We start from the raw sequence: 13,916 nt of genomic DNA on the forward strand, positions 1-13,916 counted from the left end.
GGTAACGCGACACACGTAAACACGCAAACCCGTAACAAGACACTATGAGTTCACAACAGGACGACCTCAAGGAGACAGACACCGAGGCCCGCTTCGAATTCAAGAAGGAGGAGAAGTCCGCCTTCAAGAGCGAGAAGGGCCTCACCGAGGAGACGGTCCGCGTCATCTCGGAGGACAAGGACGAACCGGAGTGGATGCTGGAGCGCCGCCTGCGCGCGCTCGAGCAGTTCCAGGAGATGCCGATGCCGACCGACTGGCCCGGCCAGCCGGACCTCTCGGAGATCGACATCGACGAGATCGTACCGTACATCCGTCCGGACATCGACGTCCGCGGCGGCGCGGAGAGCTGGGAGGATCTCCCGGAGGAGATCCAGGACACGTTCGACAAGCTCGGCATCCCGGAGGCCGAGAAGAACGCGCTCTCGGGCGTCGGCGCGCAGTACGAGTCCGAGATCGTCTACCAGAACATGCAGGAGCGGTGGGAGGAGAAGGGCGTCATCTTCTGTGACATGGACAAGGCCGTCCGTGACCACGAGGAGATCGTCCGCGAGCACTTCATGACGAAGTGCGTCCCGCCGAGCGACAACAAGTTCGCCGCGCTTCACGGCGCGATCTGGTCGGGCGGCTCGTTCGTCTACGTCCCGGAGAACACCACCGTGGAGATGCCGATCCAGGCGTACTTCCGGATGAACTCCGAGGGGATGGGGCAGTTCGAGCACACGCTCATCATCGCCGAGGAGGGCTCGGAGGTCCACTACATCGAGGGCTGTTCCGCCCCGAAGTACTCCGCGTTCAACCTCCACTCGGGCGGCGTCGAGGTGTTCGTCGGCGAGGACGCCCACGTTCAGTACTCGACCGTCCAGAACTGGTCGAAGAACACGTACAACCTCAACACCAAGCGCGCCATCGCCGAGAAGGGCGGGCGCATGGAGTGGATCTCCGGCTCGATGGGGTCGAAGGCGACGATGCTGTACCCGTCGACGATCCTGAAGGGCCGCGGCGCGTCCGACAACCACATCACCATCGCCTTCGCGGGCGAGGGGCAGGACATCGACACCGGCGCGAAGGTGTACCACAACGCGCCGGAGACGAAGTCCACCGTCGAGTCGAAGTCGATCGCGAAGGACGGCGGCCGCACGAACTACCGCGGGCTCGTCCACATCGCAGACGGCGCGGAGAACTCCTCGACCGCCGTGGAGTGCGACGCGCTGATGTTCGACAACGAGTCGACCTCGGACACGATGCCGTACATGGAGATCAACGAGTCGAAGGTCGACGTCGCCCACGAGGCGACCGTCGGGAAGATCGGCGACGAGGACATCTTCTACCTCCAGTCGCGCGGTCTCGACGACGACGACGCGAAGCAGATGATCGTCTCGGGCTTCATCGAGCCGATCACGGAGGAGCTGCCGATCGAGTACGCCGTCGAGCTGAACCGGCTCGTCGAACTCGAGATGGAGGGTTCGCTCGGATAACATGAGCACGCAAGCAATCGAGAGCCTCTCGGAGGACACGGTACGACGCATCGCGGACGAACGCGACGAGCCCGAGTGGCTCCGACAGACCCGTCTAGACGCGCTCGCCGCGTTGGAGACGGCGGAGCTGCCGGACGTCATCCAGACGCCCGGCCGCCGCTGGACCGATCTGGAGGCGCTGGACTTCGAGGCGCTCGTCGACCCGCTGAACCAGGCGGACGAGACCGAACGGACCGCGGGCGACGACGAGGTCGTCGTCCTCCCGTTCACCGAGGCGCTCGCCGAGTACGGCGACGTGATCGAGGCGAACTTCGGCTCCGTCCTCGACCCCGAACACAACTACCTCACGGCGCTTTCGGTCGCGCTGTTCACCACCGGCACGTTCGTCTACGTCCCCGAGGGCGTCGACGTCGAGGATGTGACGGTGCGCGCGGAGATGAACTCCCGCTCGCTTTTCAGCCAGACGCTCGTCGTCGCCGAGGAGTCCTCGTCGGTGACGATCCTCGAGTCGATCAAGACGGGTGAAAGCGAGGTCGCCGACGACCGGTACTTCTCGAACCTCGTCGAGGTCGTCGCGGGCGAGAACGCGAACGTCCAGTTCGGCTCGCTCCAGAACCTCGACACCGACTCGTACACCTACTCGCTGAAGCGCGCCGTGACGGACACGTACGCGACGGTCGACTGGATCGAGAGCAACTTCGGCTCGAAGCTCACCCGGTCGGACATCGAGACCGAACTCGACGGCGACGGCTCGGAGAGCCAGATCGTCGGGACGTTCTTCGGCACCGACGACCAGCACTTCGACATCAACGCCCGCGTCTGGCACCAGGCGGAGCAGACGACCGCCGACCTCGTCACGCGCGGCGTGCTCGACGACGTGGCCCGCTCGGTGTACGAGGGGGTTCAGGACGTCGGCGAGGACGCGTGGAACACCTCCAGCTACCAGCGCGAGAACACGCTGATGCTGTCGGACGACGCCGAAGCGGACGCGTCGCCGAAGCTGATCATCCACAACCACGACACCGAGGCCTCGCACTCGGCGACGGTCGGACAGGTCGACGCCGAGGACCTGTTCTACCTAGAGAGCCGGTCGATCGACTCGCGGACGGCGCGGAACATGCTCGTCGAGGGCTTCTTCGTGCCCGTCTTAGAGGAGATCGCGGTCGACGAGTTCCGCGACGACGTCGAGGACCTCGTCGTCGAGCGGCTCCAGTAGGCCGCCGGCATCGCTCGGCTCGGATCCGGTTTTTTCGGCTGGCGCGGCGTTCCGGGAGTGGAGCGGTCGACCCGCGAGGGGAACCGCTTAAGACCGCCCACGCCCGAGACGGAGGTATGCGAACCCGCGTGTCGTACCGTCTCGGGTGGTCGCGGTGAGCGTGAGCCAGCGGGTCGCCTCCGACGACCAACTCGCGCGGCTGCTCCAGATCGGAATCGTCCTTGAGGAGGTCGTCGAAGCGCGAACGCACCGTCACTACCAGCAGTTGGACGCCGAACTCGACGCGGAGGTGGAGACGCTGCTCGCGGACGCGGCCGAGGAGTCGGCCGACCACCGCGAGCGGCTCGAGGGCCTCATCGAGGGGCTGGGCGTGGAGAGTGTCCCGTTCGGCGAGATCGAGTCGCTGGTCGACGCCCGCTACGGCCGGACGCGGCCGGAGGACTTCGACGACGTGTTGTACGACCAGCTGTGTAACGAGGAGACCGCCTACAAGTTCTACGACGACCTCATCGAGGCGATCGAGGGGTCGGACGCGGTGTTCTCGATCGACCGCGAGGATCTGCTCACGACCCTGACGACGATCCGCGACGAGGAGGCCGAGGGAGTGCGCGAGGTCACGGAGGTCATGGAGCGCCGATGAACCGGGCAGATGAGCCGACGACGAGCGCCGACGGAGGACAGCCGTGAACACCGCAGATCAGTACCTCAAGACGATATACGTCGTACAGGACAGCGAAGACGGCCCCGCGTCGACCGGGTCGATAGCCGACGCGCTCGGCGTCAGCCCGGCCAGCGCCAACGAGATGATCGGCAAGCTCGAGGAGCGCGGGCTCGCGGAACACGAGAAGTACAAGGGCGTCACGCTCACCGACGACGGCATCGTGCGGGCGCGAGACGCCCTCCAGACCTACTGTATCATCGAGCGGTTCCTCGCAAACGTCCTCGCGGTCGAGGACTTCCAAGCCGAGGCCCGCGAGCTTGAGGCGGTCATCGACGACACGGTCGCCGAGCGGCTCGACACGATCATCGACCGGCAGCCGGAGTGTCCGGACTGCTTCGACCCCGAGTCGGACGCCTGCGCGTGTCTGGAGATCGCGCCGACGCCGGTCGAACCCGAAAAGCAGTAGCGACGGTCTCAGCGGTCCTTTTCGGGATCTAGACGCCCGTCGAGTACCGCAGAATTCCGGCGATGCCGCCGAACGCGTCGAGCAACTGTTCGCCCTTCTCGAAGTCCGTGGAGATGAACTTCGTGTCCGTGCCGCGCTGTTCGGCGATGGCCATCAGGTGTTCGATGACGTCCTCGCGCTCGTCGACCTCGGCCGGCTCGCCGCACTCGCTACACTCGTGGTCCGGGGTCGAGTGCCGGGAGTCGATCACCTCGTACTCCTCGTGGCCGTTGGGGCACTCGTAGACGACGACGTCCGAGCGGAGGTCCTCCGAGATGAGGAGTCGGTCGACCGATCCCATGATCAGGTTCCGGCGGGTCTGTTCGAACCCGTAGGTCGCCTCCTCGCCGGTGTTGAGGTTCTCGAAGAACGTCTCCATGTCGCGTTTGTCCTCGACGATCTCCTGGTCGGCGAGCACCTCGCTGGCGTTGTCGACGAGGTCCTTCAGGCCGGACTCGTCGGTGTACGCGACGTCGAACTTGCCGAGGACCTTGTCCTGTAGCTCGTGGTGGAGGTAGTCGCCGTCGAGGAACTCGTCTTTCGTCGGGGACGGGCCGCCGACGAGGATGCCGTCGAGCTCGTGGCGCTTGTCGACGAACAGGTCGTCGGCCATCCCCGCGACCTCCTGATAGAAGTTGTCGATCGCTTCGAGCCGCAGGCGGGCGAACCGCTGCGCGGACTGGCCCCCTTTCCGCTGTTTGCCGGGTACGAGCGAGGAGGCGGACTTGACCGGCTCGACGCGTTTCCCCTTCAGCCAGCCGACGTTCGCCTCGCGGCGGTCCAAGACGATGAGCCCGAAGAGCCCGGTGTCTTCGAGCATGTGTTCGAGCGGCTCGGTGAGGAACTCGGAGTCGCAGTGGTAGCGGAACGACGTCACCGGCTGCGGGGGCGACTCCAGCGTCCGGGTGACCATGTCGGTCTGGCCGCCGCCGGCGTCGATGGCCCCGGAGAAGATCACGATCCCGTTCTCCGGCGGGAAGGTGTCGTAGTAGCGCAGTCGGTCCTTGATCGAGGTGAGCGCGTCCTGAACGGCGGTCCGGGTCTGCTTGGACTTGATGTTCGACGCCTCGCTGTGCTCTTGGGTGACGTGGGCCACCACGTCGGATATCTGCTTGTCCTCGGGGATGTAGATGGTGACGAGCTGGGTGCCGGAGCCCTCGAAGTCTTTGAGTTCCTCGATCACCTTGCGGAACTCGTACTTCCGGCGGTCCTCGTTCGCCTCCTGTGCGTCGCTACTCATTGTCGAAACTACGGCGGCGTGCCGGTAAGTAAGCTTTGACCTGCGAGACGCGTCGCCCAGGAAACGGGGCGGAGGGGACGGAAGTTCGGGGGCGAGGCGGTCCGGAGGGGGTTACATCGACTCCGGCGCGTCGACGCCCAGCACGTCAAGCGCGTTCGCCATCGTGTGCTTCGCGGCCGCGACGACCGCGAGGCGGGCGGCGCGCAGGTCGTCCGTCTCGGCGGTCACGACCGGGCACTCGCGGTAGAACGCGTTGTAGGCGTCGGCGAACTCGCGGGTGAACGTCGCGATCGTGTGGGGCTCCAAGTCCTCCGCGGCGGCCTCGATCACCGCGGGGAACCGCGCGACCTCGCGGAGGAGGTCGCGGGCCGCGTCGGTCTCGAGGTCGCTCGCGTCCACGTCGAGCGCGTCGGCGTCGACCGCGCCGTCGGCGTCCGCCGTCACGACCGGCACGTCGATCCCGGCGGCCGCGGCCTCGCTCAGGATGCCGGCGCAGCGCGCGTGGACGTACTGGACGAACGGGGCGGACTGCGCCTCGAAGTCGAGCGCGTCCTCCCACTCGAAGGTGATCGCCTTCGCGGGCTGTTTGGAGACGATGTCGTACCGGACCGCGCCGATCCCGACCTGATGAGCGATGCGCTCGACGTCCGCCTCGGTGAGGTCGTCGTCGCGGATCCGGTCGTCCATCCGGGACTCGACGGCGTCGCGGGCGCGGTCGATCGCCTCGTCGAGCAGGTCGTCGAGCATCACGCCGGTCCCCCGGCGGGTGGACATCTTCCCGTCGGGGAGGTTGACGTACGAGTAGATGACGTTGCCGAGGCGGTCGGTGTCGTTGCCGAGCAGTTCGAGCGTCGCGTCCAGTTGGTCGGCCTGGAGCTTGTGGTCCTCGCCGAGGACGGTGACCGCGCGGTCGTAGTTCGCGAACTTCCACTCGTGGTGAGCCAGGTCGCGGGTGGTGTAGAGGCTCGTGTCGTCCGAGCGCAGGAAGACGAGGTTCTTATCGATCCCCCACTCGTCGAGTTCGAGCTGCCAGGCGTCCTCCTCGTAGACGGCCTGATCGGTCTCTTTGAGCCGCTCGGCGACGTCGTCCGTCGAGCCGTCGCGCATGAACCGCGTCTCCTTGACGAACTCGTCGAACTCGGCGGGCAGGCGGGCGAGACAGTCCTTCATGCCGCCGAGGACGGTGTCGACGACCTCGCCGACGCGCTCGTAGGTCTCCTCGTCGCCGGCTTCGAGCCCCTGAAGGATCGACTGGATCTCCGCTTCGGCCGCCTCGACGGCGTCCTCGTCGGCCTCCTCCAGGTAGGCGTTCCCCTTCCGGTAGTAGCGCACGAGGTCGTACTCGGCGCGGTCGCGGGCGGGCGCTTCGTCGAGGTCGGCCTCGTCGAACCGCTCGTAGGCCCACGTGAACACCGCCATCTGCCGGCCGGCGTCGTTGACGTAGTAGTGGCGGTCGACGTCGTAGCCGGCGTATTCGAGGAGGTTCGCCACCGCGTCGCCGACGATGGGGTTCCGGGCGCGGCCGACGTGGACCGGCCCCGTCGGGTTCGCGCTCGTGTGTTCGACCACGACGGAGGTCTCCCTGTCGGGGAGCGCGCCGTAGCCGGCGTCGGCGGCCGCCGCGTCGAGCGTGTCGGCGAGGTAGCGCGCGTTCGCGTGGAAGTTGACGTACGGGCCGGCGGTGTCGACCGACGCGACGTAGTCGGTCCCAGAGACGTTGACGGCCTCGGCGACCGTCGCCGCGACGTTCGGGGGGGCGTCCCCGACCTCGCCGGCGAGTCGGAAGGCGACGCTGGAGGCGAGCGTCGCGTCCATCTCCTCCGGCGGGCGTTCGATGCCGAGGTCGTCGGTCGGGAGGTCGAGGTCGGCGAGCGCCGCTTCGACCGCGGCCTCGACCTCCGACCGGAACTGCCTGAACATACCGTCCGTTCGACGGGCGGGTTAAAAGGCCCTTCCGAAGCGGCTCGGCGCGGAATGACGGACACTACGAGACCGGCCGACCTGCGGTGGCGTCGTCGGCGGCTCCGCCGCCGGCTGCCAGAGGCGCGTCGCGCCTCACTGCGCGCCTGCGAGCGGTCGCCCCCGCCGACCGCGACGCAGCGCCGCGCGAGGGAGTCGGCCGACCGTAGGGAGGCCGACGAGGTTGGGGAGGCGTGAGGTGCCGTGCGGAGCGGTATGGGGCGGGACTCGAAGGGCCAGTCGCGAGGCGGGCAGAGGTGACGTAAGGACCACAGCGAGTGAGCGAAGCGAACGAGCGAGGACCGCAACGAGCGTCTGCCCGCCTCGCGACTGGGGCTTCGGTGGTCGCAGTCACGGAGGTACTCTCAGCGAAACCACTCACGTACAGCCGAGCGGCTGGGGCTTCGGTGGTCGCAGTCACGGAGGTACTCTCAGCGAAACCACTCACGTACAGCCGAGCGGCTGGGGCTTCGGTGGTCGCAGTCACGGAGGTACTCTCAGCGAAACCACTCACGTACAGCCGAGCGGCTGGGGCTTCGGTGGTCGCAGTCACGGAGGTACTCTCAGCGAAACCACTCACGTACAGCCGAGCGGCTGGGGCTTCGGCGGTCTCGGTTACAGCGTCGATCTCGACGAAAACAGTCCCGTACTGCCGGTCGTCCGCGTCTCAGTCGACGATCCCCTCGATCAGCTCGCGCGCGCTCCGCCGGACCGCATCGTCGCTCTCGATCGAGGGCTCCCAACCCAGATCGACCAGCTTCTCGATCGACAGCCGCATCTTCGGCACGTCGCCCGTCCAGCCGCGGTCGCCGCCCGTGTAGGAGTACTCGGGGTCGACGCCCAGCTCCTCGCTGACGATGTCGGCAATCTGGGTCACCGAGGTCGTCGTCCGCGTCCCGAGGTTGTAGACGTTGTACTCGTCGTCCGCGTGCTCGACGACGTGCTGGATGGCGTCGACGCACTCGGTGACGTGCATGTACGACTTCTCCTGTCTGCCGTCGCCGAGGATCTCGAGTTCCGTCGGGTCCTCGTCGAGTTTCTGGATGAAGTCGGGGATCACGTTCCCGCGCTGGTGCGGGCCGACGATGTTCGCGAAGCGGAACACCCACGACTGAATCCCGTACGAGTGGGCGTGCGTCGAGATCAGTCCCTCGTCGGCGAGCTTCGAGGAGCCGTAGATCGAGATGGGTTCGGGGGGGGCGTAGTCCTCCGGAGTCGGCCGGGGAGCCTCACCGTACACGGTCGACGAGGAGGTGAACGCGAACCGGTCGATCCCGGCCTCGCGCATCCGGTCTAAGACGTTGTACGTCATCTCCGTGTTCTCCTCGAAGAGGACACGGTCGTCGTCGTAGTTCGTGTCCGTGTACGCCGCGAAGTGGAAGACGGCGTCGAGGTCGTCGGTGACCGCGTGGGCGACGTCGTCGGGGTCGGTCAGGTCCGCCCCGACGAACGCGGCCCCGTCCGGCACGCGGTCGCGGGTCCCCTTCGAGAGGTCGTCGGCGACGCGGACGGTCGCCCCGCGGTCGAGCAGGCTCGCGGCGAGGTGGCTTCCGACCAGCCCGGCTCCGCCGGTGACGAGGACGCGCGAATCGGCGAGGTTCATACCGGTCCGTCGGCGGTGGCGGGTAAGTACGTGTGGGATCGCGAGCGCGGTCGGTGGCGCTCGCTTCGGAGCGCGGTCGTTCGTCCGGGCGGAAGACCGGCGTGTTACAGCCCCTCTTGCCCGCCCTCCTGCGAGAGGAGGACGACCATCGAGAGCCCGGAGATGACGAGCAGGATCAGCGTCGGCACCACCGCGTACTGGTACAGCGCTGACGCCTGTGCGCGCCAGATCTGGGTGACGATCGTCTCGAACCCGGAGGGGCGGAGGATCAGCGTGACGGGGAGTTCCTTCATCGCGGTGAGGAACACGAGGGCAGCGCCGGCGACGATTCCCGACCGGGTGAGCGGGAGCGTGACCCGCTTGAACGCCCCCATCGAGGACTCGCCGAGCGTCCGGCCCGCCTCCACGAGCCGGGGGTCGACCTGGAGGATCGACGTGCGGCTCGACCCGACCGCCTGCGGGAGGAAGCGCACGACGTACGCGAACACGAGGAGCGGCAGCGTCTGGTAGATCCACGGCAGGTAGCCGGAGCCGAAGTAGACGAGCGCCAGCGCGAGGACGATACCGGGCACCGCGAAGCCGACGTACGTCGCGCGCTCGAAGAGGACGGCGAGCCGCGAGTCGTGGTTCGCGGCGAAGTACGCGATGGGGATCGCCGCCAGCGCGGCGACGACCGCCGCCGCGAGCGACACCGACAGCGAGTTGAGGACGTAGACCGGCTCGAACGCCATCGACGGGCGGCGGCCCGCCTCCGACCGGAGCAGCCACAGGCCGAGGATCCACAGCGGGACGAGGAGCGCGAGCCCGGACACCCCCGCGGGCAGGAGCGTCGCCGGCCACCGGAGCCGGCCGAGCGACACCCGGTCGTCGGTGCGGCCCGCGTCGTCGCCGTGCGAGGACGCGTCGGAGCGCACGAGCCACTCCAGCGCGAGCACGAACAGGACGACGACGAGCAGCTGTAAGGAGAGCAGCGCGGCGTAGTCGCTCCCGAAGGAGTTGTACTCGACGTATATCTGCCGGGTGAACACCGACAGCCGCATGATCGACGGCGTCCCGAAGTCGGAGACCGCGTACAGCGCCGCGAGCAGCGACCCGGCGGCGATCGCCGGGCGGATCGCGGGCAGCGTCACCCGGCGGAACGACGCGAGGCGACCGTGGTTCAGCGTCCGCGCCGCCTCCAACAGCGTGGTGTCGAACGACAGCAGCGCGGCCCGCGTCGTCAGGTAGACGTAGGGGTACGTGTACAGCGTGATGACGAGTATCGACCCGGGGAGGCCGTATATCTCCGGAACCCGCTCGATCCCGAGCGGCGAGAGAATCTCGTGGAACTCCCCGCGGGGGCCGAACGCGGAGACGAACGAGAACGCGCCGACGTAGCTGGGCACGACGAGCGGGAGCGCGGCCGCCACCGCCCAGAACCGCCGGAACGGGAGGTCGGTCCGGGCGGTGAGGTACGCGAGCGGGACGCCGATCGCGATCGACAGCGTCGTGACGCCGACCATCAGGAGGAGGCTGTTGACGACGGTCTCGGCGGTGCGGATGCTGAGGGTGAGTTCGACGGCGCGCGCGGGATCGACGGTGACCGCCTCGATCACGAGCCACGCCAGCGGGAAGACGAGGACGGCCGCGATCGCCGCACACAGCAGCGTCAGCCCCAGCGGTACTCGGTCCTCCCCGTCGGTCAGCCGGTCGCGGATCCGGGTTATCGGGCTCATGGTCGGGGACGCCTGTCGGTCGAAGGATGGACGCAACCGCCGTTAGGGGTTCCGATCGCGCTCCGACGGATATATTAATTTAGGGCTGCCTAAAACCTCTATGGAACTGACGCGGCGCGACGCGGCGGCGGCGCTGGCCGCCCTCGGCGCGAGCGGCGGGGTCGCGCTCGGCGCGCGGGTCGCCGCGGACCGCGGCCGCGACGCCGACGCCGCCGGCGGTCCGGAAGGCGACGGGACCGGGGACGGCGCGCCGGCCGACGACGAGACGGTCCGCGAGACGCTGACCGCCGTCGCGGCGGTCGTCTACCCCGACGACGCGTCCGGCGTCGACGAGTTCGTCGAGGGGTTCCTCGACGGTCGGCTCGACGGCTCCGCGCACGCGGCGGGCGTCCGCGAGGCGGTCGCGGAGCTGAACCGGCTCGCCCGCTCGTGGCACGGCGGCGCGGTCGCCGACCTCGACCCCGCGGACCGCGACCGACACCTCAGGGAGATCGGCGCTGACGTCGCCGAGGAGGACCCGGACGGGACGACCGCCGAGCGGGTCCGCTACTACGTCGTCAACGAGCTGCTGCTCGCGTTCTACGCCTCGCCGACCGGGGGCGAGCTCGTCGGGATCGAGAACCCGCAGGGACACCCGGGCGGCGCGGAGAGCTACCGACGGGGGCCGCGATGAGCGCGGGGGACGGGCCGGCGGGAAGCGCCGGGAACGCGGCCGCCGTCGACCGGACGCCCGTCCCCGACGCGGACGTCTGCGTCGTCGGGGCGGGCCCCGCCGGGGCGCTCGTCGCCGACCGGCTCGCGGCCGACCGCGAGGTGGTGATACTCGACGCCGGACCGCGGTTCGACGCCGGCGACCGGCTCGCGCGACAGGAGCGGGCGATCCGACCGTCCTACGGCCGACCCGACGTGTGGGACGTGGGCGGTGCGCGCGACGCCTACGAGAACGCCGGGTCGACGGAGTGGCGCTACCCGCTGAACCACGCCCGGGTGAAGGGGGTCGGCGGATCGACGCTCCACTGGCAGGGGATGGTGATGCGGCTCCACGAGGACGACTTCAACTCCGGAGCCGAGCGCGGCGCGGGCCCCGGCTGGCCGATCGACTACGCGGACCTGCGGCCCTACTACGCCGAGGCGGAGCGCGAACTCGGCGTCGCGGGCGCGTCCGACAACCCCTACGCGCCGCCCCGGGAGGAGCCGCACCCGATGCCGGCGTTCGAGCCGTCCTACAGCGACTCGCTGTTCGCCGAGGCCTGCGAGTCGGTCGGGATCGACATGCACTCGGTGCCGAACGCGCGCAACTCCGAGGCGTACGACGGCCGGTCGGCCTGCGTCGGCTACGGCACCTGCCAGCCGGTGTGCCCCTCGGGCGCGAAGTACGACGCGACGGTCCACGTCGAGCGCGCCGAGGACGCCGGCGCGACCGTGATCGACCGCGCGCCGGTCGAGCGGCTCGACCACGACGGCGACGACCGGGTGACGGCCGCCGTCTACGCGACGCCCGACGGCGAGCGACACCGGCAGGAGGCGGACGCGTTCGTCGTCGCCGCCGGCGGAGTGGAGACGCCGCGGCTCCTCCTGCTCTCCGCGTCCGACCGCCATCCCGACGGGCTGGCGAACTCCAGCGGGGCGGTCGGGCGGTTCTTCATGGACCACCTGTTCGCGGGGGCGGGCGGGACGCTCGACGAGCCGACGCGACAGAACCACGTCGGCTTCTACACCAGCGCCTGCGACCAGTTCTACGACGAGGCGGACGAGACGCAGGCCCCGTTCAAGCTGGAGTTCTTCAACTACGCCGGCCCCTCGCCCGTGGAGTCGGCGCTGGCCGGCGACGACTGGGGCGACCCCCTCTTAGAGCGGCTGCGCGGCGAGTACGGGAACCACGTCGCGATGGGCGCGCTCGTCGAGCAGCTCCCCGACGCCGACAGCCGGATCACGCTCGCCGACGACCGCGTCGACGACCGCGGCAACCCCGTCCCCGAGATCGACTGGACCGTCGGCGACCGCGCGCTCGACACGATCGAACGGGCCAACGAGATTCAGGTGGAGGTCTTAGAGGAGCTCGGGGCCGACGTCGAGTGGGTCGCCGGCCCCGACGCCACCGGACCCGCGTACCACCACATGGGCACGACGCGGATGAGCGACGACCCCGATCGGGGCGTCGTCGACGCCCGCTGCCGGACCCACGACCTGGAGAACTGCTGGATCGCCTCCAGCTCCGTCTTCCCGACGAGCGGCGCGATGAACCCCACGCTCACCATCGCCGCGCTCGCGCTCCGCGTCGGCGACGACGTGGCCGGCTGGCTCGCGGGCGAGACCTGACGGCGCTGCGTCACTAATTTAGGCAAACCTAAAAACTCAAGTGCGTGCGGGCGGAGTTCCGGGTAATGAGCGACTCAGCGCACGCGACGAACGGGTCCGCGGCCGCCGTCGACGGCGACGCGGACACGGTGAGCCACGCGGACGAGGCGACCGGCGAGGCCGCCGAACCGTACACCTTCGCGGACCTCAGCGTCGTGATGGGGACGTACAACGAGGAGGAGGCGATCGGGACGGTGCTGGAGGACATCGACGAGGTCACCGACGGGGAGGCGGAGGTCGTCTGCGTCGACGGCTCCTCGGACCGGACGCCGGAGATCGCCCGCGAACACGGCGCGACGGTGATCGAACAGGAGCCGCAGGGGTACGGCGTCGCCGTTCGGGAGGCGGTCTTGACGCCCGACCGCCCCGTGGTCGTCACGACCGACTGCGACGACACCTACCCGATGGAGGCGCTGCCGGAGTTTCTCGCGGCGATCAACGACGGCGCGGACGTGGTGAGCGGCGACCGGCTCTACCACGGCGCGGAGGCGATGCCCGCGTTCAACAGGCTCGGCAACCACGCGTTCGCGGCGATCGCCTCGCTCCTGATGGGCGAGCGCGTCCACGACACCACCACCGGAATGCGCGCGTACCGCCGCGAGGTCGTCGAGGAGATCGGCTGGACCGAGAACACCGGCCTCTCCGCCGAACTCCTGATCCGGCCGCTGATGCGCGGCCACGACGTGCGCGAGCGCCCGATTCACTACGCCGAGCGCCTCGGCGAGACGAAGCTCGACCCGATCGGCGGCGGGGCCGCCATCGCGAAGTCGATCGTCACCGTCTGTCTCGAAGAGCAGCTGCGGCGCTTCTGAGCGGCGACAGCTCTTTTTCAATCATCTGCGGTGGCGCGTGCCTGCGAGCGGTCGCCCTCGGCGACCGCGAGACGGCACGCGCGAGGTTGCCGGCGCTGCGCGCCGGCTGCCAGAGGGGCCGAAGGTCCCTCGCTGGACGCGGCGAGCGCTCGGAGAGCGTGAGCCGCGAGGCTGGGGAGGCGTGAGGTGCTGTGCGGTCGCGGTGGGCGGGGCTCGAAGGGGCAGCCCGGAGGTGGACAGAGGCGACGTAAGCACCGCAGGAACGAGCGAAGCGAGTGAAGAGGAGCGCAGCGAGCGTCTGTCCACCTCCGGGCCAGGGCTTCGGCGGCCATGTCGCCAGAATGGATCGCGTCGTGGTGAGCGGCTGAGACT

The 13,916-nt window shown here is 68.9% G+C and carries 11 protein-coding genes; 7 read left to right on the top strand and 4 right to left on the bottom strand.

Going from position 1 to position 13,916, the window contains the following annotated elements; genetic code table 11:
• Positions 1-44: 44 nt before the first annotated feature.
• From sufB to NAF06_RS04715, 4 genes are all read left to right on the top strand, one after another.
• Entirely contained in the window at positions 45-1,475 is a 1,431-nt protein-coding gene (gene sufB, locus NAF06_RS04700; RefSeq protein ID WP_006629352.1) for a Fe-S cluster assembly protein SufB, read from the top strand.
• Position 1,476: 1 nt separating this feature from the next.
• Entirely contained in the window at positions 1,477-2,691 is a 1,215-nt protein-coding gene (gene sufD / locus NAF06_RS04705; RefSeq protein WP_008582661.1) for a Fe-S cluster assembly protein SufD, read from the top strand.
• Positions 2,692-2,845: 154 nt separating this feature from the next.
• A complete protein-coding gene (locus NAF06_RS04710; protein ID WP_008582663.1) occupies positions 2,846-3,331 on the top strand; it encodes a hypothetical protein in 486 nt (161 codons plus the stop codon).
• Positions 3,332-3,374: 43 nt separating this feature from the next.
• Complete coding sequence (locus tag NAF06_RS04715; RefSeq protein WP_006629349.1) at positions 3,375-3,818, top strand: metal-dependent transcriptional regulator; 444 nt, start codon at positions 3,375-3,377, stop codon at positions 3,816-3,818.
• A gap of 28 nt (positions 3,819-3,846) precedes the next feature.
• Here the strand turns inward: NAF06_RS04715 and prf1 are convergent, their stop codons facing one another.
• The 4 genes from prf1 to NAF06_RS04735 form a co-directional block, all read right to left on the bottom strand.
• Positions 3,847-5,097 carry a peptide chain release factor aRF-1 gene (gene prf1, locus NAF06_RS04720; RefSeq protein WP_008582666.1) on the bottom strand — a complete coding sequence of 417 codons (1,251 nt, stop codon included), beginning with the start codon at positions 5,095-5,097 and terminating at the stop codon, positions 3,847-3,849.
• Between the two features lie 111 nt (positions 5,098-5,208).
• Positions 5,209-7,017: an arginine--tRNA ligase gene (argS, locus tag NAF06_RS04725; protein ID WP_008582669.1), complete on the bottom strand. Its 1,809-nt coding sequence runs from the start codon at positions 7,015-7,017 to the stop codon at positions 5,209-5,211.
• 706 nt (positions 7,018-7,723) lie between these two features.
• Positions 7,724-8,659, bottom strand: coding sequence for an NAD-dependent epimerase/dehydratase family protein (locus tag NAF06_RS04730; protein WP_008582679.1), 936 nt, complete (start codon positions 8,657-8,659; stop codon positions 7,724-7,726).
• 104 nt (positions 8,660-8,763) lie between these two features.
• Positions 8,764-10,374 (bottom strand): ABC transporter permease, encoded by a 1,611-nt coding sequence (locus NAF06_RS04735; protein WP_008582680.1) that lies wholly within the window; start codon positions 10,372-10,374, stop codon positions 8,764-8,766.
• 100 nt (positions 10,375-10,474) lie between these two features.
• Here NAF06_RS04735 and NAF06_RS04740 point away from each other — a divergent pair, with 100 nt between their 5' ends.
• From NAF06_RS04740 to NAF06_RS04750, 3 genes are all read left to right on the top strand, one after another.
• A complete protein-coding gene (locus tag NAF06_RS04740) occupies positions 10,475-11,047 on the top strand; it encodes a gluconate 2-dehydrogenase subunit 3 family protein (RefSeq protein WP_008582681.1) in 573 nt (190 codons plus the stop codon).
• Complete coding sequence (locus NAF06_RS04745; RefSeq protein WP_008582682.1) at positions 11,044-12,693, top strand: GMC family oxidoreductase; 1,650 nt, start codon at positions 11,044-11,046, stop codon at positions 12,691-12,693. Before NAF06_RS04740 ends, NAF06_RS04745 begins: the two co-directional genes overlap by 4 nt.
• Before the next feature lie 197 nt (positions 12,694-12,890).
• Positions 12,891-13,544 carry a dolichyl-phosphate hexose transferase gene (locus NAF06_RS04750; RefSeq protein WP_239638702.1) on the top strand — a complete coding sequence of 218 codons (654 nt, stop codon included), beginning with the start codon at positions 12,891-12,893 and terminating at the stop codon, positions 13,542-13,544.
• The last annotated feature ends 372 nt before the right edge of the window (positions 13,545-13,916 follow it).

The sequence above is a fragment of the Halorubrum hochsteinianum genome, assembly GCF_023702125.1.
GTDB classification, from domain to species: domain Archaea; phylum Halobacteriota; class Halobacteria; order Halobacteriales; family Haloferacaceae; genus Halorubrum; species Halorubrum hochsteinianum.

Bases quoted from the DNA above. Each gene is read 5' to 3' on its own strand.
- sufB (WP_006629352.1), top strand. From the start codon at position 45: ATGAGTTCACAACAGGACGACCTCAAGGAGACAGACACCGAGGCCCGC.
- sufD (WP_008582661.1), top strand. From the start codon at position 1,477: ATGAGCACGCAAGCAATCGAGAGCCTCTCGGAGGACACGGTACGACGC.
- prf1 (WP_008582666.1), bottom strand. From the start codon at position 5,097: ATGAGTAGCGACGCACAGGAGGCGAACGAGGACCGCCGGAAGTACGAG.
- argS (WP_008582669.1), bottom strand. From the start codon at position 7,017: ATGTTCAGGCAGTTCCGGTCGGAGGTCGAGGCCGCGGTCGAAGCGGCG.
- NAF06_RS04730 (WP_008582679.1), bottom strand. From the start codon at position 8,659: ATGAACCTCGCCGATTCGCGCGTCCTCGTCACCGGCGGAGCCGGGCTG.
- NAF06_RS04735 (WP_008582680.1), bottom strand. From the start codon at position 10,374: ATGAGCCCGATAACCCGGATCCGCGACCGGCTGACCGACGGGGAGGAC.
- NAF06_RS04740 (WP_008582681.1), top strand. From the start codon at position 10,475: ATGGAACTGACGCGGCGCGACGCGGCGGCGGCGCTGGCCGCCCTCGGC.
- NAF06_RS04745 (WP_008582682.1), top strand. From the start codon at position 11,044: ATGAGCGCGGGGGACGGGCCGGCGGGAAGCGCCGGGAACGCGGCCGCC.
- NAF06_RS04750 (WP_239638702.1), top strand. From the start codon at position 12,891: ATGGGGACGTACAACGAGGAGGAGGCGATCGGGACGGTGCTGGAGGAC.